The sequence below is a fragment of the Corynebacterium sp. HMSC05E07 genome (genome assembly GCF_001807225.1).
Lineage (GTDB): Bacteria > Actinomycetota > Actinomycetes > Mycobacteriales > Mycobacteriaceae > Corynebacterium > Corynebacterium singulare.
In genome coordinates, this window is the sequence record NZ_KV788202.1 from 96,092 (window position 1) to 112,918 (window position 16,827).

General features: G+C 61.8%; 16 protein-coding genes. 2 read left to right on the forward strand and 14 right to left on the reverse strand.

Annotated features, from left to right (window positions below; translation table 11 throughout):
* Positions 1–316: 316 nt before the first annotated feature.
* The 4 genes from thyX to HMPREF3149_RS00670 all read right to left on the reverse strand — a co-directional run bounded on the left by thyX (position 317) and on the right by HMPREF3149_RS00670 (position 3,535).
* Positions 317–1,066: an FAD-dependent thymidylate synthase gene (thyX, locus tag HMPREF3149_RS00655; protein WP_070535718.1), complete on the reverse strand. Its 750-nt coding sequence runs from the start codon at positions 1,064–1,066 to the stop codon at positions 317–319.
* A complete protein-coding gene (dapB, locus tag HMPREF3149_RS00660; protein ID WP_070535721.1) occupies positions 1,066–1,812 on the reverse strand; it encodes a 4-hydroxy-tetrahydrodipicolinate reductase in 747 nt (248 codons plus the stop codon). Before dapB ends, thyX begins: the two co-directional genes overlap by 1 nt.
* A 75-nt stretch (positions 1,813–1,887) precedes the next feature.
* Complete coding sequence (locus tag HMPREF3149_RS00665) at positions 1,888–2,892, reverse strand: permease (protein ID WP_070535724.1); 1,005 nt, start codon at positions 2,890–2,892, stop codon at positions 1,888–1,890.
* The gene (locus HMPREF3149_RS00670) at positions 2,882–3,535 is read right to left on the reverse strand and encodes a TIGR03943 family putative permease subunit (protein ID WP_083280730.1); all 654 of its coding nucleotides are present in this window, start codon (positions 3,533–3,535) and stop codon (positions 2,882–2,884) included. Before HMPREF3149_RS00670 ends, HMPREF3149_RS00665 begins: the two co-directional genes overlap by 11 nt.
* A 61-nt stretch (positions 3,536–3,596) precedes the next feature.
* On the opposite strand from HMPREF3149_RS00670, the gene HMPREF3149_RS00675 reads away from it, so the two are divergent.
* Positions 3,597–4,277 (forward strand): AMIN-like domain-containing (lipo)protein, encoded by a 681-nt coding sequence (locus HMPREF3149_RS00675; protein WP_070535731.1) that lies wholly within the window; start codon positions 3,597–3,599, stop codon positions 4,275–4,277.
* 40 nt (positions 4,278–4,317) lie between these two features.
* Here the strand turns inward: HMPREF3149_RS00675 and HMPREF3149_RS00680 are convergent, their stop codons facing one another.
* The 4 genes from HMPREF3149_RS00680 to HMPREF3149_RS00695 form a co-directional block, all read right to left on the reverse strand.
* Positions 4,318–6,597, reverse strand: a complete 2,280-nt coding sequence (locus HMPREF3149_RS00680) for a polyribonucleotide nucleotidyltransferase (RefSeq protein ID WP_070535736.1) — start codon at positions 6,595–6,597, stop codon at positions 4,318–4,320.
* A 142-nt stretch (positions 6,598–6,739) separates the two neighbouring features.
* Positions 6,740–7,009, reverse strand: coding sequence for a 30S ribosomal protein S15 (gene rpsO, locus HMPREF3149_RS00685; RefSeq protein WP_042531292.1), 270 nt, complete (start codon positions 7,007–7,009; stop codon positions 6,740–6,742).
* A gap of 78 nt (positions 7,010–7,087) precedes the next feature.
* The gene (locus tag HMPREF3149_RS00690) at positions 7,088–8,008 is read right to left on the reverse strand and encodes a nucleoside hydrolase (RefSeq protein WP_070535740.1); all 921 of its coding nucleotides are present in this window, start codon (positions 8,006–8,008) and stop codon (positions 7,088–7,090) included.
* Positions 8,009–8,989, reverse strand: coding sequence for a bifunctional riboflavin kinase/FAD synthetase (locus HMPREF3149_RS00695; RefSeq protein WP_070535743.1), 981 nt, complete (start codon positions 8,987–8,989; stop codon positions 8,009–8,011).
* Positions 8,990–9,026: 37 nt separating this feature from the next.
* Here HMPREF3149_RS00695 and truB point away from each other — a divergent pair, with 37 nt between their 5' ends.
* A complete protein-coding gene (gene truB / locus HMPREF3149_RS00700; RefSeq protein ID WP_070535746.1) occupies positions 9,027–9,920 on the forward strand; it encodes a tRNA pseudouridine(55) synthase TruB in 894 nt (297 codons plus the stop codon).
* Between the two features lie 47 nt (positions 9,921–9,967).
* On the opposite strand, the gene HMPREF3149_RS00705 is transcribed toward truB, so the two are convergent.
* From HMPREF3149_RS00705 to infB, 6 genes are all read right to left on the reverse strand, one after another.
* Complete coding sequence (locus tag HMPREF3149_RS00705; RefSeq protein ID WP_042531302.1) at positions 9,968–10,642, reverse strand: 4'-phosphopantetheinyl transferase family protein; 675 nt, start codon at positions 10,640–10,642, stop codon at positions 9,968–9,970.
* Complete coding sequence (locus tag HMPREF3149_RS00710; RefSeq protein WP_070535749.1) at positions 10,635–11,456, reverse strand: metallophosphoesterase family protein; 822 nt, start codon at positions 11,454–11,456, stop codon at positions 10,635–10,637. Before HMPREF3149_RS00710 ends, HMPREF3149_RS00705 begins: the two co-directional genes overlap by 8 nt.
* A 44-nt stretch (positions 11,457–11,500) precedes the next feature.
* Entirely contained in the window at positions 11,501–12,799 is a 1,299-nt protein-coding gene (locus tag HMPREF3149_RS00715) for an MATE family efflux transporter (RefSeq protein WP_070535752.1), read from the reverse strand.
* Positions 12,800–13,762: a DHH family phosphoesterase gene (locus tag HMPREF3149_RS00720; protein WP_042531307.1), complete on the reverse strand. Its 963-nt coding sequence runs from the start codon at positions 13,760–13,762 to the stop codon at positions 12,800–12,802.
* Entirely contained in the window at positions 13,763–14,206 is a 444-nt protein-coding gene (gene rbfA / locus HMPREF3149_RS00725) for a 30S ribosome-binding factor RbfA (protein WP_042531309.1), read from the reverse strand.
* Positions 14,207–14,351: 145 nt separating this feature from the next.
* Positions 14,352–16,827: translation initiation factor IF-2 (infB, locus tag HMPREF3149_RS00730; protein WP_246819905.1), on the reverse strand; the 2,476-nt coding region annotated here is incomplete at its 5' end.

Sequence of the window (16,827 nt, forward strand, 5' to 3'; positions counted from 1 at the left end):
CCGGGAAACAGATTATGAGCAGAGCCTTCGATGAGAGCGCCCAAATCTGTGAACTTCTGGACCTACACATCACCAAAGTTTGATCCCCCCAAACTGCCCAGTTTTCTGCCAATTCGCCCTGTGCCCCATCCATGCGGCTTCACAAGCGCGGTAACCAGGAAAATCCCCACCGAGTGGGTCTAGCGCACATCAATATGTTTGTCACTATCCTTTTGCTCTTGTGCACGAAAGTTCCCGAGCTGCCTCTGCGGCCGGTCGGGGGTACTTTCTGCAGCGAAACGGGGGTGATTTGTCGATGCGCAGGTAGACCAATTGTTTAGGCGAACGGGCTCGACGCCATCTCCGTCCCATCCGGCAGCTGCGTGATGTGGAAGTCGTCAAAGAGCGTCGGAGCCTGCTCGCGCAGAATCTTCAAGCATTCCACTGCAACGGCCCGCAGCTCCGAGTCCGCATGCTCCGTCGCCCGCGCGCCAATGAACTGGCGCCATGCCCGGTAATTGCCGGTGACCACAATCCGCGACTCAGTCGCGTTGGGCAACACCGCGCGCGCAGCTTGGCGGGCCTGCTTCTTACGCAGCAACGCATTGGGCTCATCCTCGAGCTTGTCCTCAAGCGAGCGCAGGAGTTCCTCGTAGACGAAGCGTGTTTCGTCCACGGCCTGCAGCATCAACCGCGTGAGCTCCGGATCCGCCGCCACCAAGTTCGGCAGCACAACCTCCGCTTCCTCCGAGTGGACGAAGCGCTGGCTCAACTGGCTAAACGAGAAGTGACGGTGGCGCACGAGCTCGTGCGAGGCGGAGCGCGAAATCCCGCGGATATAGAGCGTCGCCGTGGCGTGCTCGAGCAACGCATCGTGGCCGACCTCCATGATGTGGTGGAGATACATCTCGTTTGTCGCCGTGCGCGGATTCGGCTTATCGAAGGACTCGTAGCAGGCGCGTCCCGCGAACTCGACCAAGGCCTCCGCGTCCGTGGCGGAATCATCCGGCGCCCAGGACACATCGGATGGCGCGTGGAATGCCGTGGCCGCGATGAGCTGGACGTCGAGCTTCTTTTCCTTCGCCATTACAGATCCAGGTAGTTATCGAGGCCCACCACGAGGCCGGGGTGCTCCGCGATGTTGCGCACGCCCACGAGCACGCCCGGGGTAAACGAGGAACGGTCGTAGGAATCCTGGCGGATGGTGAGCGACTGGCCCTGCGCACCAAAGATGACTTCCTCGTGCGCGACCATGCCACGCATGCGCACCGCATGCACCGGCACGCCGTCGACGTCCGCACCGCGGGCGCCGTCCAGGGATTGCTCCGTGGCGTCCGGCATGGCGCCCAACCCGGCCTCCTTGCGTGCCGCAGCAATGCCCTGCGCGGTGTGGATGGCCGTGCCCGACGGCGCGTCGAGCTTCGTCGGGTGGTGGAACTCGATGACCTCGGCGGTCTCGAAGAACTTCGCAGCCTGCTTTGCCAGCGTCATGGTAAGCACGGCCGAAATGGCGAAGTTCGGCGCGATGAGCACGTGACCCGCCCCCGCGGCCTTAGTCCACTCCTCCACCTTGGCCAAACGCTCAGCATCAAAACCGGTCGTTCCAACCACGGCGTGGATGCCATGCTCAACCACGAACTTGAGGTTATCCATAACCACGCCCGGCTGCGTGAAGTCCACGACAACCTCCGCGCCGTTATCCACGAGCTCCTGCAGCGGGGTGTCGCGGTCAATCTCCGCAACGAGCTCCAGGTCGTCCGCTGCGTTCACGCCCTCTACGATGGCTTGCCCGACGCGCCCCTTCGCGCCCAAAACCCCGACCTTGATTGTCATGTGCGACCTCCATACAACGCATTACGGCTACTTTTACTCGTTTCGCCATCCTACTCGTCTCGCACGCGCTCGCTTTTATAACGCCACCAGTCCCACCGCGAGCGCGCCACCGACCGCCCCAGCAAAAGCTAAAGGGACAAACCGGAGCACGAACCGGCGACCCCACACGCCCCATTGCAGGGCCACCAGCTTGAGATCCACCATCGGTCCCACTGTGAGAAACACCAGTTGCGCAACCGGACTGACTCCCACGAACGAGGCTGCAATGAAGGCATCCGCCTCAGAGCACACGCTCATGATGATGGCCAGCATCGCCATCGCAGCAATCGCCAGGAGGGGTTGGCGTGCCAGCGTTTCCAGCCACTGTGCGGGTAGGAGCACCTTCAATGTCGCTGCGATCATCGCGCCGAGCACGAGGCAGCCACCCGCGGAAGCGAAGTCGTCCACGATGAGTCCCGCAACATGCCGCCATCGGTGCTCGCCTGGGACAAGGTGATGCTCATGGCTGCCATGACGGGAGTTTTCGGCGACTGTAACGCCCACGCGTTGCCATGCCCAGCCCACGATGCACGCCGCAACCAGGCCCGCTGCGAGACGCGCCCACGCCATCGCTGGCGCATCGGGGAAAGCAACGGCCGTCGCAATGAGCACCACGGGGTTGATAGCGGGACTGGCCAGCATAAACGCCAAGGCTCCACTGGCAGGCACACCCCGGCGCATGAGCGTTGCGGCCACGGGCACAGCGGAACACTCGCAGCCAGGCAAGATAACCCCGGCCGCGGCCATCCCCGGCACCCCAGCCCGCCCGGCACGCAGGAATACCGAATCCGGGACAAGCACAGCCAGCACCGCAGAAACAACCACGCCCGCGACAAGGAACGGTGCGGCTTGGAAGACAATGGCGACCAGAAGCGTGGCCCAAGCGTCGAGCGCGCCGTGCAGATGTAACGGTCCCCCAACCCCAAGCTGCAAGGCCACGCCTAGGGCACAAATGACGACAGACCACACGCCGATCTGCCGCAGGCGCGCGCTGGTTTCACCAAGCTCCGGATCAGCGTGGTGCGGGACTCTAGTGCTCATACGGATCCTCCGGCACCCCAATAGCGGAGATGTCGCGAGAAGCTGCCACGGCGAGCACCGGTTCTTGGCCCGGACTCACTGCGCCGGTCACCTCATACCAGGCGTCCTCGCTCAGCGCGGCGTTGGTATCCAGCCGCACCGCATAGGCCATGGCATCGGCCGCACAGCAAGAAATGGTGAAGCGGGTCAGGTGCCATCCGTCCTCCGCACGCACGGCGAACCCGCGCACCGTTACCTTTTTGCCAGCAATGTTCTCCGGCTCCAAGTGTGCGCGCACGTTCAACTCACGGATTCCCGCGGTCTCCCCCAGCGGAGCGAACGCAGATTTCCCGCGCAACTCTGAGGCCGCAGGCTGCCGGGCGCCTGCGTGATTCTGAGCGACCGTCGAGCCCAACTGATGCGGCTGCGCGAGCCACACCAGCGCCAGAGGAACAAGCAACAACCATGCCATGCGCGGCACGGACCGATCCGCCCGCGCAACTATCGCCGCTCCGAAAAGCACCACACCGGCTGCAATGAGGAGCCAGCTAAACCGTGGCGCAAGGTAACGGGCCACGTCTCCGACTGCGACCAGCCACACCAGCCCTAGAGCGAACAGGCCCACGAGCACCACGCCACATTGCCGCACTCGCACCTCACCCATACTTCTACGCCGTTATTGAAACCGCCCTACTATAACCCGCTTTCCGCCTAGACTGGAAGACATGAGTACCACACGCCACTTCCGTTACTCCGCTCTCCTCGCGCTGCCGTTAATCGTGGCTGGCTGCTCAAGCACCGAGCCTTCCGATGCCCCCGCCTCCTCCCCCGCAGCAACCTCCAGCCCGGCAACCACTAGTGCAGCAACGTCCAGTACCGAATCCAGCGCCCTGGCATCGAGTCCGGAGTCGCCCACCACGAGCACCGATCCCAAAGACACCGCCGGTTCCGCACCCGCCGGTTTCCTCGGCACCCCGTCGCTCGCGGACCAGCCGCTCACGCAAGCAGAAGGCGCCGAACTCGTCCCCGTCGCCGTGCGCGCCGGCTCGCACGAGGGCTACGATCGCGTCGTCATCGAATTCACCGGCCCCGGAAAGCCCGGCTGGTACACGCAGTACACGACCTCCCCCACGGCCCAGGCCTCCGGCAAGCCCGTCGCCTACGACGGGGCCACCGCCCTCGTCCTCGGTATCGAAGGCACCCCGTGGCCGTCTACGCCTGAGCTCCAGCAGCAGTACGCCGAGTTCACCACCTACCCCGGCGCAGGCGCCGTCACCGGAGTCAACTTCGTCAACGCCTTTGAGGCGCAGTCTCAGTTCGTCATCGGCCTCGACCGCCAGCTGCCCTACTCCGTGACCTTCCTCGAGGGCCCGCCGCGCGTCGTCGTCGACTTCCAGACCTCCTAGCCCCGCGCGCCTGGAGCGTCAAGCGCTCATCCGATGAGGACTAGTCCTCCTCGACCGGGACGAGGGAGATCTTGCCGCGGTTATCAATGTCGGCGATTTCGACCTGAATCTTGTCGCCCACGTTGACAACGTCCTCGACCTTCTCGATGCGCTCGTCGCCGCCCAGCTTGGAGATGTGAACGAGACCGTCGCGGCCCGGGGTCAGAGAGACGAAGGCGCCGAAGGCCACGGTCTTGACCACGGTGCCGAGGAAGCGCTCGCCTACCTTGGGAAGCTGCGGGTTAGCAATGCTGTTGACGCGCTCGATGGCAGCATCAGCAGCCTCACCGGTGGCGGCGGAAACATAGACGGTGCCGTCCTCCTCAATGGAGACATCAGCGCCGGTTTCCTCGGTGATGGTGTTGATGGTCTTGCCCTTCGGACCGATAAGCTCACCAATCTTGTTCACCGGGATGGTCACAGAGGTGATGCGCGGAGCCAGGCCAGACATCTCGTCTGGGCCTTCGATGACCTCAGCCATGGTTTCAAGGATGGCGGAACGGGCGTCGCGGGCCTGCTCGAGGGCGTCGGCAAGCACGTGCGAAGGAATGCCATCCAGCTTGGTGTCCAGCTGCAGGGCGGTGATGAATTCGGAGGTACCGGCGACCTTGAAGTCCATGTCACCGAAGGCATCCTCGGCGCCGAGGATATCGGTCAGCGCAACGAACTTCTCCTTGCCTTTAACCTCACCGGAGACGAGGCCCATGGCAATACCTGCGACCGGAGCCTTGAGCGGCACGCCGGCGTTGTAGAGGGACAGGGTGGACGCACAGACAGAGCCCATGGAAGTCGAGCCGTTGGAGCCCAAAGCCTCGGAGACCTGGCGGATGGCGTAGGGGAAGTCCTCACGGGACGGGATAACCGGCAGCAGTGCGCGCTCGGCCAGAGCACCGTGTCCGATCTCGCGACGCTTCGGAGAACCCACGCGGCCGGTCTCACCGGTGGAGTACGGCGGGAAGTTGTAGTGGTGCATGTAACGCTTCGACTCCACCGGGGTCAGCGAGTCGATCTGCTGCTCCATCTTGAGCATGTCCAAGGTGGTCACACCAAGAATCTGGGTCTCACCGCGCTCAAACAGGGAGGAACCGTGGGCACGCGGGATGAGGTCGACCTCGACGCCCAAGTCGCGGATGTCGGTGACACCACGACCATCGATGCGGAAGCCCTCGGTGAGGATCTTGGTGCGCACGATATCCTTCATCACAGCGTTGAAGGCATTGCGGATCTGCTTGGAGGCATCAGCTTCTTCGAGATCATCGAAGTCCCCAAGGAGATCAGCCTCTACCTTCTCCATGTATTCGTTTGTGGCGTCGTCGCGGTCCCGCTTGCCCGGGATAGTCAGCAGCTTCTCCAGTTTCTTGGAAGCTGCCTTCTCGACGGCCTCGTACACGTCGTCACTGTAAGCCGGGAACAGCGGGAACTCCTGGGTCTCCTTCGCGGCGCGCTCAGCCAGTCCAGCCTGGGCTTCACACAGAGTCTTGATGAAAGGCTTGGCGGCTTCGAGGCCCTCAGCCACGGTGGATTCCTGCGGGGCCGGAGCACCGTCCTTGATACGCTCAGCCACGTTCACGCCGGCGCCGGCCTCCACCATCATGATGGCGACGTCATCCTTGCGGCCCTTCTTCACGATGCGGCCAGCGACGACCATCTCGAAGAGCGCACGCTCGTGCTGCTCATTATTCGGGAAAGCAACCCACTGGCCTTCCGGGTGCTTGTCGTCGGCGATGAGTGCCATGCGCACGCCGCCGACCGGACCAGAAACCGGCAGGCCGGAGAGCTGCGTGGAGGCAGAAGCACCGTTGATGGCGACAACGTCGTAGTACTCCTCCGGGTCCATGGATAACACCGTGACAACGACCTGGACCTCGTTGCGCAGGCCCTTGACAAAGGTCGGGCGTAGCGGACGGTCGATAAGGCGGCAGGCCAAGATAGCTTCGGTGGAGGGGCGTCCCTCACGGCGGAAGAAGGAGCCCGGGATCTTGCCCGCAGCGTACATGCGCTCCTCCACGTCCACGGTCAGCGGGAAGAAATCAAAGCCTTCGCGCGGCTGGTTAGACGCCGTGGTGGTGGACAGGAGCATGGTGTCCTCGTCCAGGTAGGTGGTCACGGAGCCACCAGCTTGGCGAGCAAGCTGACCGGTTTCAAAACGGATGGTGCGGGTGCCGAAGTCGCCATTGTCCAAAGTGGCGATGGCCTCGGTGATGCCATATTCATCGTCGATAGCGAACTCGACGGTGTTGGTGGCGGCGTTCTTTACGTTCTTGGCGTTTCTAGCGCTCATCTCTGTGACTCTCCTTGGAGGTGTCCTGGCGATCTTCGGTGTCGCCTCTTCGATTCGGTGTTTCTGACAACGCCCAAGAATTTTACCAGATGGCATGAGAAAACCCCCGCACAGACAGTGCGGGGGTTGGTGGGGTGCGTGCTTAGCGACGCAGACCCAGACGAGAAATCAGATCACGGTAACGATCAACATCGTTAGCCTCCAAGTACTTCAGGAGGCCGCGACGGCGACCAACCATGAGCAGCAGACCACGGCGGGAGTGGTGATCGTGCTTGTGGCCCTTGAGGTGCTCGGTCAGGTTGTTGATGCGGGAGGTTAGCAGGGCAACCTGTGCCTCGGTGGAGCCGGTGTCGGTCTCGTGCAGGCCGAACTCCTTGAGGATTTCTGCCTTCTTCTCGGTGGTCAAAGCCATGGAAAATCTCCTATTGTATTTCAGTCCACATGAAATAGTGCGCTGTACAGCGCTGCCCGTGACTACTGTGAACCGCAGTCAGCAAGCCGAAGAAGAAGTATAGAGGCTGGTGAGCTTCGACATCAAATCAGCGAGGAATCGCTCGGTGTCTACCCCCACCGCCACGCGGGTGGTAGCTGGCGCGGACAAGCGCTCAGGGTCACCAATGGTGCGTCCAGTGTCCTCGCAGCGCAAGTTGAGATCGATGCAGGTCACCAGGGACGGGTCTGCAGCTACAGCAACAGCGAGCGGGTCGTGAAGGCCGCATCCTCCCAGATGTGGCGAGGTCGTCGCGTATGCGCGGATGTAGTAATCCACGATATCGGCGTAGATTCGCCCGACACGGGAATTGCGCCACTGTGTCGTGTTCTCAGTGGTGAGTAGCGTGCGCAGCGTGACGTCGAGGCCCACCATCGTGAGGTCGTGAGCATGGCGGAAAACATAATCCGTGGCCCGCGGATCTTGGTACACGTTGGCCTCGGCGTAGGGGGTGACGTTGCCGGGCACCGTAAGGGCTCCACCCATCATGACGATGCGGGCGTTGCGTGCGAACTCAGGGTCCTTCTGCATGGCGGCGGCAATGCTTGTCGACGGCCCCGTAGGCACAATGACTAGCTCTTCTCCATGTTCTTGGACGGAGCGAATGAGGAAATCTACGGCGTCGCCCTGTGCAGCGCGACGGGGTGGCGGAAGCAGCACGTCGCCTAACCCATTGCGGCCGTGAATGAAGGCAGAAATGGGGGCCACTGAAAATCCCTCGCGGGTTGGCCCGGTGAAAACGGGAACGTCCTCGGCACCGAGGAGCTCAAGGAGGGCGAGTGCGTTACGTACTCCAAGGCCCACGGGAACATTGCCATACGTTCCGGTGACACCGATCAACTCGAGGTCAGGGTGTGCCAGCGCATAGGCCAGAGCGAGGGCGTCGTCAATGCCGGTATCGAGATCCAGGATGAGTTTCACTTAGGCCTCCAGGGCAAGAATCTCGCGCACCCGCTCCACATCACGTGCCATTGCGCTCAACAACTCCTCGACGGAGTTGAATTTTTCCATGTCGCGCACGTGGTCCACGAAACGCACGGTGGCCTCGTGGCCATAGAGATCGGCGTCGCGGTCAAGGACGAAAGATTCAACTGAGCGTTCCTCATCACCAAAGGTGGGATTCGTACCCACGGAAATGGCCGCTGGGTACGGAACGCCAGGCTCCATATCACCCTCGACGGGCGCGCCCGTCGGTTCTATGACGAACCAGCCGGCATAGACGCCATCAGCTGGGATAGCTACGGATTCCGGGAAGTACTGGTTGGCCGTCGGAAAGCCCAGCTCCTTGCCGCCCCGCCCAGCACCGCGAACGATGGGGCCGGTTACTGAGAAGTGGCGCCCCAAGGCCCAATTTGCACGCGCAATGTCGCCCCTATCCAGAGCAGCGCGGATGTTGGTGGAACAGATGCGCTCCCCATCGTCGTTGAGCAGCGGCACGATGTCCACGCTAAAGCCAAGCTCCGCGCCAAACTCTGCCAATGCAGGCGCGGTTCCGGCAGCACCTGCACCAAAAGTGAAGTTCTCCCCCACTACGACGTGCTCGGCGCAGAGACGTCCCACAAGCAAATCCTCGACGTATTCTCGGGGCTGGGCACCGCGTAACTCTTGGGTGAAGTCGATAACGAGCACCGCATCGATACCCATCTCCTCCGCTAGCTGCAGGCGTCGTTCCATGGTGAGGACGGCCACAGGTGCTCGTTCCGGAAGGAACACCGAGACCGGGTGCGGATCGAAGGTCACCATTACCGCACGTTCCTTATGGTCGCGCGCATACTCGACAGCCCTAGTCACAAGCTGTTGATGGCCGCGATGCAGGCCATCGAAAACTCCGATGGTCACCGACGTCGGACCGAGGTCCGTGGGGATGTTATCGATTCCGTACCAAATATCCACGGACACCATGCTATCCCACAACTACGTTTGCCCTAGACTGCAGTGCATGACTGATCCGCTCGCACGTTCCGGCCTGGTGGTCGTCGATAAGCCCGCAGGCATGACCTCACACGACGTCGTTGGCAAGCTCCGCCGCTACTTCCACACGCGCAAGGTGGGGCATGCCGGCACGCTCGACCCGATGGCAACGGGAGTGCTCGTGGTGGGACTAGAACGCGGTACGAAGTTCCTGGCACACATGGTGGCATCGACGAAGGCTTATGATGCGACTATTCGTCTGGGCATGGCAACCCACACCGATGACGCTGAGGGCGAGCGCACGTGGGGAGAATCCGCCGCTGCACTTGGCGATGCTTCCATTGCCCACGAAATCCAGAACCTCACTGGTGACATCATGCAGCGCCCCGCCGCCGTGTCCGCCATCAAGATCGATGGCAAACGCGCCCACGAAAGGGTACGAGTCGGCGAGGATGTGGACATTCCCGCGCGTCCGGTAACGGTGAGCCGCTTCGAGGTACTGGACACCCGACGTGACGGCGACTATGTGGATCTGGATGTGTCGGTGGCATGTTCTTCAGGAACGTATATTCGTTCCCTGGCCCGTGATCTCGGCGAGGCTCTGGGCGTGGGCGGGCACCTCACCGCGCTACGGCGCACGGAGGTGGGGCCTTTTACGCTTGCTGACGCCCTCCCCCTCGCCTCCCTGGAGGAATCCCCCGTGCTCTCGTTGAGCCTCGACGAGGCGCTCGCGCGCAGCTACCCGGTCTTGGACGTCACCGAGGAGGAAGCCCAAGCACTGGCCATGGGAAAGTGGCTCGAACCGCGTGGGCTGAAGGGCATTCATGCCGCCGTGGACCCGAACGGCCGCTCGATCGCCCTCGTTAAAGAGAAGGGCAAGCGTTTGGCCACGGTTTTCGTAGCGCGCCCGTCGACGCTCTAGCTTGAAGAGATGGAGCTAACCTGTAGCGTTGGCTCTCACCTGCAGCGTTAGGAGTCAAAGTTGAGTGCCGGGACCGAGGCAGACACGATGACGTAGCCTTCCCGGATAATCCAGCGACCCGTGATGAAAGGAACGGGTGTGGGCCGGGCCAAGATGTACGAAATGAGCGTGCCATCAAGGCGGAGATCAATTTCCGCCTGGTCAAAATCGAGCCAGCGCCGCGTCATGGGAAACCACGTTTTGTACGTCGCCTCTTTGGCACAAAACAGCAGACGATCCGGACAGGTGATACCGGCATCCTGCAAGCGAGACAACTGCGGCATCTCCCCTGCCCTGGCAATCATGGTGAGCACATGCTCCGGCAATGGTTCGGCTGGCTCCGCGTCAAGGCCCATTGACCGCACATGGGTCGTCGGCGCGGCCACGGCGGCGCGCAAGCCATCTGTATGGGTCATCGAGCCTGTGAAACCCTCCGGCCACAGCGGCATGCCACGCTCGCCGCGCAAGATGGGCTCACCGCGGGTGTAATTCAATTCTTCGAGGGCGCGATGTGCGCACCAGCGCGCATCACCGAACTCCGCTTTGCGGATATCCACTGCTTGAGAAACCACCGAGCGCTCCTCTGGGGAAAGATGGTTGTAATTCAGCAGGTCCGTCATCGACTCATCCGTGCGCACGTAGCAATAGCGTGCGGACTCCGGGAATAGGAAGGGCTCAAGCATGATCTGCCCTCCCTGTTTCCTCATCAATAGTCAGCACCGGATACGGCCACTGCTGTACTTCGCCGTGGGCCTGCCACTCACGTGGGTAGCCAAGAGACACCTCGATGTGGTCCACGCCGTCAATGTTGGTGCGGTTCGGCATGTGCAGGTGCCCGTAGATAACGGCCTTAGCGTTATAGCGCCGCGGCCACGACCTTGTATGGCGGGTGCCACACCACAGTGCGACTTCCGGCCAGCGCATATAGAGCGTCGGTTCCTGCACTAAGGGCCAGTGATTGACCAGAACGGTCTCGCCTTCCACGCGGGATAGGCGCTTGATGGAATAAGCCAGCCGGTCCCAGCACCACGCGCGCACATCAACGAACGGTGCGATGGCAAACTCATCCGTCATGACGATCTGCTTTTGCTTCGCACTGGCGAGTGCATGTTCCACCGTCGTTCCGGGTGGGCGGAAGCTGTAATCGTACAAGGTAAAGAGAGGTACGACGGTGACCCCACCAAAGACTGGAAATGGATCCTCCGGAGTCACGACGCCGATTTCGCGGCAGCCCTCAACGAGGCGATCGTATTTGTTGCGCCCTTGGTAGAGGTCTTGGCCGCGAGAGAACAGCTCATGGTTGCCTGGGGCCCAGATGACTGTGGCGTAGCGGTTTTTCAGTCGAGCCAAGGTGCTGAGCACGAGGTCGATTCGCTCGGCAACATCCCCCGCCACAATCAACCAATCGCTGGGGTCTGGGGGGACGAGCTCGTCAATACGCTCACCATTGACGCGCACCGCGGCGTGAAGATCAGAGACGGCCCACAGGGTGGTCATGGCGCCTCCTTCACACGAACATTCCCTCTACTTTTACCACAGGGTTAGATTCGCGCCCACTGCATGGAGTAAAAGCGCCACACCACGCCTACCATGCGGATCACGATGAAGGCTGCAATGCCTCCCCAGACCCCAACAAGGCCGGCACCCAGGGCGTAGGCCAGCCACACACCAGGCAGGAAGCCCAGCAACACAGATGCCAGCGTCAACGTGCGAAGAAAGGCAGCGTCCCCCGCTCCCAAAAGCACGCCATCGAGGGCGAAGAGCACACCTCCAATGACCACAAGGAAGGTCATGACCCACCATGGCCCCGAGATCACGTCAAGGACCTCCGGGCTCGTGGTGAAGATGCGTGGGATCGCTCCAGCGCCGAGAGCCAAAACAGCGGCCAAGGCCACGGAGAACGTCGTGGAGTACAGAGTGACCTTGGTTCCCACCGTTCGTGCATAACGCGCGGAACCAGCACCGAGCGCAGCTCCAGTGAGGGCTTGAGCAGCAATAGCAAGCGAATCGAGCACCAAGGCGAGGAAGTTCCACATCTGCATCATGATCTGGTGTGCCGCTAGCTGGGCAGTTCCGATACGGGAGGCGACTGCCGCCGCGGAGAGGAAGGCCACCTGAAAACTCATCGACCGCACAATAAGATCACGGCCCAACACCAGCTGGCGACGGACAACATCCCACTTCACTTCCCAGGAGCCTGTGTGCTCTCGGCGCAGCTCCCGCACGAAAAAAGCCGCGATGATCCCCATGCCGAGGACAGTAGCGACGGCTGAACCTGGCAGCCCCCACACATGCACGAAGATGGGAACAGCGATGGCACCTGGGATCATGCCAGCCAAGGTGAAATACAAAGGCTTCCGCGTGTTGTGAACACCACGCATCCAACCATTTCCGGCCATTTCCACCAGCGTGAGAGGAATGGCGAAAGCGGCGATGCGCAGCCACTGGGCGGTGCCCTCAGCAGTCTCTGGGCTACCGGTCAGCCACATGGCAAAGACACCGGCAAACAGCCACATGATGGTTGCCAGCACCAGCCCCACGCCTACCGCGACCCATGTTGCCTGCACACCTTCAGCTACTGCTTCCTCACGTTTGCCCGCTCCAAACAGACGCGACGCGCGAGCCGTGGTGCCATAGGACAGGAAGGTGAGCTGGGTAGTCACAACGGAATGCAGCGTGGCAGCCGCTCCTAGAGATGCCAACTGGGAAGCGCCCAGACGGCCCACCACAGCAGTATCAAGTAGAAGGTACAGCGGCATTGCCGCCAAAACGCCGAGCGCAGGCACAGCAAGCCGAAAGACTTCACCGGCTGTGACCTTGACTGGTTGCTCCGAGGTCATTTAGGTCAGTGCACCTACTAGCTGTGCGGTGACCTCCTCGGGCGTGCCGTGTGCGGTGTAACCGGCCGCCGGGACATGCCCGCCGCCACCGAATGTAAGAGCCACGTCCGCGCAGTTCACAACAGAAGAGCGCAGGGACACCGCCCACACCTGAGGAGCCTGCTCCTTGAACACGACACCAATATCCGTGCCTTTGAGGGCACGGACGTAATCCACGAAAGATTCAATCGCGGAATCCGCGTGGGATGCAACCTCCTCATAAGGCACAAAGAGGACGGCAAGGCGGTGCTCCCCTGCCTCTTCGATGCTGAGTCCGGAGAGCACTCGCCCGATCATCTGCAGATCATCGGCAGTGTTCGAGTCCATAAGCTCGAGCGCAATTTGTTTGGTATCAAGCCCATAGAGCATGAGGCGTGCCGCAATGTCATGCATCGCAGGACGACCCCAGCGGAAATTACCAGTATCGGTCACGAGACCTGCGTAGAGGCAGTGAGCGATGACGCGATCGATCTGAATGGAGACTCTGTCGAGGATGTCCAGAAGCACCACCGTTGTGGACTCGCACACGGGGTCTACCACGTTGATGGAGCCGAAGCCTTCATTGGACGCGTGATGGTCAATGCACAAGACTCGGCCGGCAGCCGCCATCTCAGCAATCTCGGCGGCTACTGAGCCTGTGCGATCCAGCGATCCGCAGTCCACGGTGACGTACAGGTCATAGCCCTTAGGGAGATCATCGACCAGCTCAATTTCATCCACGGTTGGAATGGAAAAGAGGTTGGCGGAAATATCACGGCGTTGACCAATCACCGTACGGGTCTCCTTGCCGCGCTGACGCAATGCAAGCGTCAACGCAGCTGCGGATCCCACAGCGTCAGCATCGGGGCGCAGGTGCGTGATGATACAGATGCTGCTGGCCTGGACCAGAGCATCCACTGCGCTTTGGTAGTTGGTTCGTGACACTTAATCCTCTTCTCTCTCCGAGGTTTTGTACGGGTTAGCGTCACCTGCTGGCTTCGCGCCTTCCTTGAGTTTTGCCAGCTCCTCATCGCGCGCGCGGGCGCGGGCGAGCAGATCCTCCATGTGTGCGGAGGCTTCCGGGACAGTATCGAGTTCGAAGGACAGCGTCGGTGTGAATCGCACGGAGAGCTGATCACCCACGATCTTGCGCAGCTGCCCTTTGGCACGGTGCAGAGCTTCCGCCGCCTGCTCGAAGTCAGGCTCAGCGTCAATATCTTTACCGCGAACTGTGTAGAACACAGTGGCATCATGCAGATCACCGGTGACTCGGGCGTCCGTAATGGTTACCAGTTCGAGGCGGCGATCCTTGATCTGGCGTTCAATAGCACTGGCCACAATGGCCTGGATGCGCTTGGCCATGCGTGCGGCGCGTGCGTGATCAACCATGGTGATGCTCCTTTAGCTTCTACTCGTGATAACTAGTCTAGGATACCGATCCCCCTCGGCCTGCGAAAACCGCGGGGAAAGAATGCTGAAGCCCAGCCAGGAATCCTGGCTGGGCTTTGCTAACGAGTGTAAGTGTCACACGCGATTAGTCGCGCGGAACCTCGACCTCTTCGTAGGCCTGGATGATATCGCCTACCTGGATGTCCGGGTAGGACAGAACCATACCGCACTCGTAGCCGGCGTTGATCTCGTTGGCATCGTCCTTCTCGTGACGCAGCGACTCGATCTTTGCATCGGTCGTGATGACGTTGCCGTCACGCACGAGGCGAACCTTGCCATTGCGCTTGACCTTGCCCTCGGTGACCATACAACCAGCGATGGTGCCGACAGCGGAGGACTTGAACAGCGCACGAATTTCAGCTGCACCGGTGTCGCGCTCCTCGTAGATGGGCTTGAGCATGCCCTTGAGAGCAGCCTCCACCTCTTCGATGGCGCGGTAGATCACGGTGTAGTAGCGCACATCGACGCCCTCAGCGTTAGCTTCCTCGGTGGCCTTGCCCTCAGCACGAACGTTGAAGGCGATGATGACGGCGTCGGAAGCCGCGGCCAGGGAAACGTTGGTCTGGGTCACTGCACCAACACCACGGTCGATGATGTTGAGCTGTACCTCGTCGTCGACCTCGATGTCCAGCAGGGCATCCTCGAGGGCCTCGACCGAACCGGCGTTGTCGCCCTTGAGGATGAGGTTGAGCGTCGAGGTCTCCTTGAGCACTGCATCCAGATCCTCGAGGGACACACGCTTGCGGGCCTTGGCCTGCAGAGCGGAACGCTTGCGGGCGTCACGCTGTGCGGCAATCTGGCGTGCAACGCGGTCATCCTCGACCACGAGCAGGTTGTCACCAGCACCAGGAACACCGTTGAGACCTTGGACCTGTACCGGACGGGACGGGCCTGCCTCTTCGACGTCTTGGCCGAATTCATCAAGCATGCGACGAACACGACCATGCGAATCGCCAACAACGATGGAATCACCGATGCGCAGCGTACCGCGCTGGATGATGACGGTAGCCACCGGACCACGGCCGCGGTCGAGGTGTGCTTCGATGGCAGCACCCTGAGCGTCCATGTCCGGGTTCGCGGTGAGCTCAAGAGCCGCATCAGCAGTCAGAATAACTGCCTCAAGCAGCTCATCGATGTTGATGTTGTTCTTAGCGGAGATGTCCACGAACATCGTGTCGCCGCCGTATTCTTCCGGAATCAAGCCGTACTCAGTGAGCTGACCACGAATCTTATCCGGCTGAGCCTCCGGCTTATCAATCTTGTTGACTGCCACCACGACCGGGATATCTGCGGCCTTGGCGTGGTTAATAGCCTCCACGGTCTGCGGCATCACACCGTCGTCAGCAGCGACGACGAGGATAGCCAAGTCCGTGGACTTCGCACCACGCGCACGCATAGCGGTGAAGGCCTCGTGACCCGGGGTATCCAGGAAGGTGATGGTGCGCGGGCCGTCCTCAAGGTCAACGACGGTCTGGTAGGCACCGATACCCTGGGTAATACCGCCGGCCTCACCCGCACCTTCGTTGGTCTTACGAATGGTATCCAACAGGCGAGTCTTACCGTGGTCGACGTGACCCATCACGGTGACAACTGGCGGGCGCTTCTCCAGAGCCTCTTCGCCACCCTCGTCCTGGCCGAACTGAAGGTCAAAGGACTCAAGCAGCTCACGGTCCTCGTCCTCTGGGGAAACGACCTGAACGTCGTAGTTAATCTCAGAGCCCAGCAGCTGCAGGGTGTCCTCAGAAACGGAGGCCGTTGCGGTCACCATTTCACCAAGGTTGAAGAGTGCCTGAACCAAAGCTGCTGGATCTGCGCCGATCTTCTCAGCGAAGTCAGCCAAGGAAGCACCGCGACGCAGGCGAACGGTCTTGCCGCCGCCGTCAGGCAGGCGTACGCCGCCTACCTCGTGCTTCTGCTGCTCTTCAAACTCGTGGCGCTTCTGACGCTTCGACTTCTTGCCGCGACGCGGAGCGCCGCCTGGGCGGCCGAATGCACCAGCGGTGCCACCGCGACGACCGCCGCGACCACCGCGGAAACCGCCGGGTCCGCCACCGGGGCCACCGTGGCCCGGGCCACCACGGCCGCCACGGCCACGGCCGCCGCCTCCTCCGCCACCGGAAGACTTGGACGGCATGCTCGCCGGGTTCGGGTGGGACGGCATCATGGCCGGCGATGGACGACGACCGCCGCCGCCCTTGTTTCCGTCACCCTGCGGGCGACCGCCACCCTTGCCGCCGCGGTTATCGCCCGGCTTAGCGCCGGAACGCTGGCCCTTCGAGCCACCCGGACGCGGCCCAGGGGTTGGACGGTCACCGCTAGAGCCACCCGTAGAGAACGGGTTATTAGCTACACGGCGGGTGCCACCCGGCTTCGGCATGGAGCGCGGCGTAGCACCACGCTCGCCACCTTTAGCAGAGCTCTTCTGCTGTGCGCCCGGCTTAGGGGCTCCAGCACCTGGCTTCGGCGCTGCGGCGCCCGGCTTCGGAGCTGCAGCACCTGGCTTGGGGGCGCCAGCACCTGGCTTCGGAGCAGCGGCGCCCGGCTTCGGAGCTGCAGCACCT

Coding starts and splice junctions, on each gene's coding strand:
- HMPREF3149_RS00670 (WP_083280730.1), bottom strand. CDS start 3,535: ATGGGTGAGGTGCGAGTGCGGCAATGTGGCGTGGTGCTCGTGGGCCTG.
- rpsO (WP_042531292.1), bottom strand. CDS start 7,009: ATGGCTTTGACCACCGAGAAGAAGGCAGAAATCCTCAAGGAGTTCGGC.
- HMPREF3149_RS00680 (WP_070535736.1), bottom strand. CDS start 6,597: ATGAGCGCTAGAAACGCCAAGAACGTAAAGAACGCCGCCACCAACACC.
- rbfA (WP_042531309.1), bottom strand. CDS start 14,206: ATGGTTGATCACGCACGCGCCGCACGCATGGCCAAGCGCATCCAGGCC.
- HMPREF3149_RS00710 (WP_070535749.1), bottom strand. CDS start 11,456: ATGACCACCCTGTGGGCCGTCTCTGATCTTCACGCCGCGGTGCGCGTC.
- HMPREF3149_RS00665 (WP_070535724.1), bottom strand. CDS start 2,892: ATGAGCACTAGAGTCCCGCACCACGCTGATCCGGAGCTTGGTGAAACC.
- dapB (WP_070535721.1), bottom strand. CDS start 1,812: ATGACAATCAAGGTCGGGGTTTTGGGCGCGAAGGGGCGCGTCGGGCAA.
- HMPREF3149_RS00675 (WP_070535731.1), top strand. CDS start 3,597: ATGAGTACCACACGCCACTTCCGTTACTCCGCTCTCCTCGCGCTGCCG.
- thyX (WP_070535718.1), bottom strand. CDS start 1,066: ATGGCGAAGGAAAAGAAGCTCGACGTCCAGCTCATCGCGGCCACGGCA.
- truB (WP_070535746.1), top strand. CDS start 9,027: ATGACTGATCCGCTCGCACGTTCCGGCCTGGTGGTCGTCGATAAGCCC.
- HMPREF3149_RS00695 (WP_070535743.1), bottom strand. CDS start 8,989: ATGGTGTCCGTGGATATTTGGTACGGAATCGATAACATCCCCACGGAC.
- HMPREF3149_RS00705 (WP_042531302.1), bottom strand. CDS start 10,642: ATGCTTGAGCCCTTCCTATTCCCGGAGTCCGCACGCTATTGCTACGTG.
- HMPREF3149_RS00715 (WP_070535752.1), bottom strand. CDS start 12,799: ATGACCTCGGAGCAACCAGTCAAGGTCACAGCCGGTGAAGTCTTTCGG.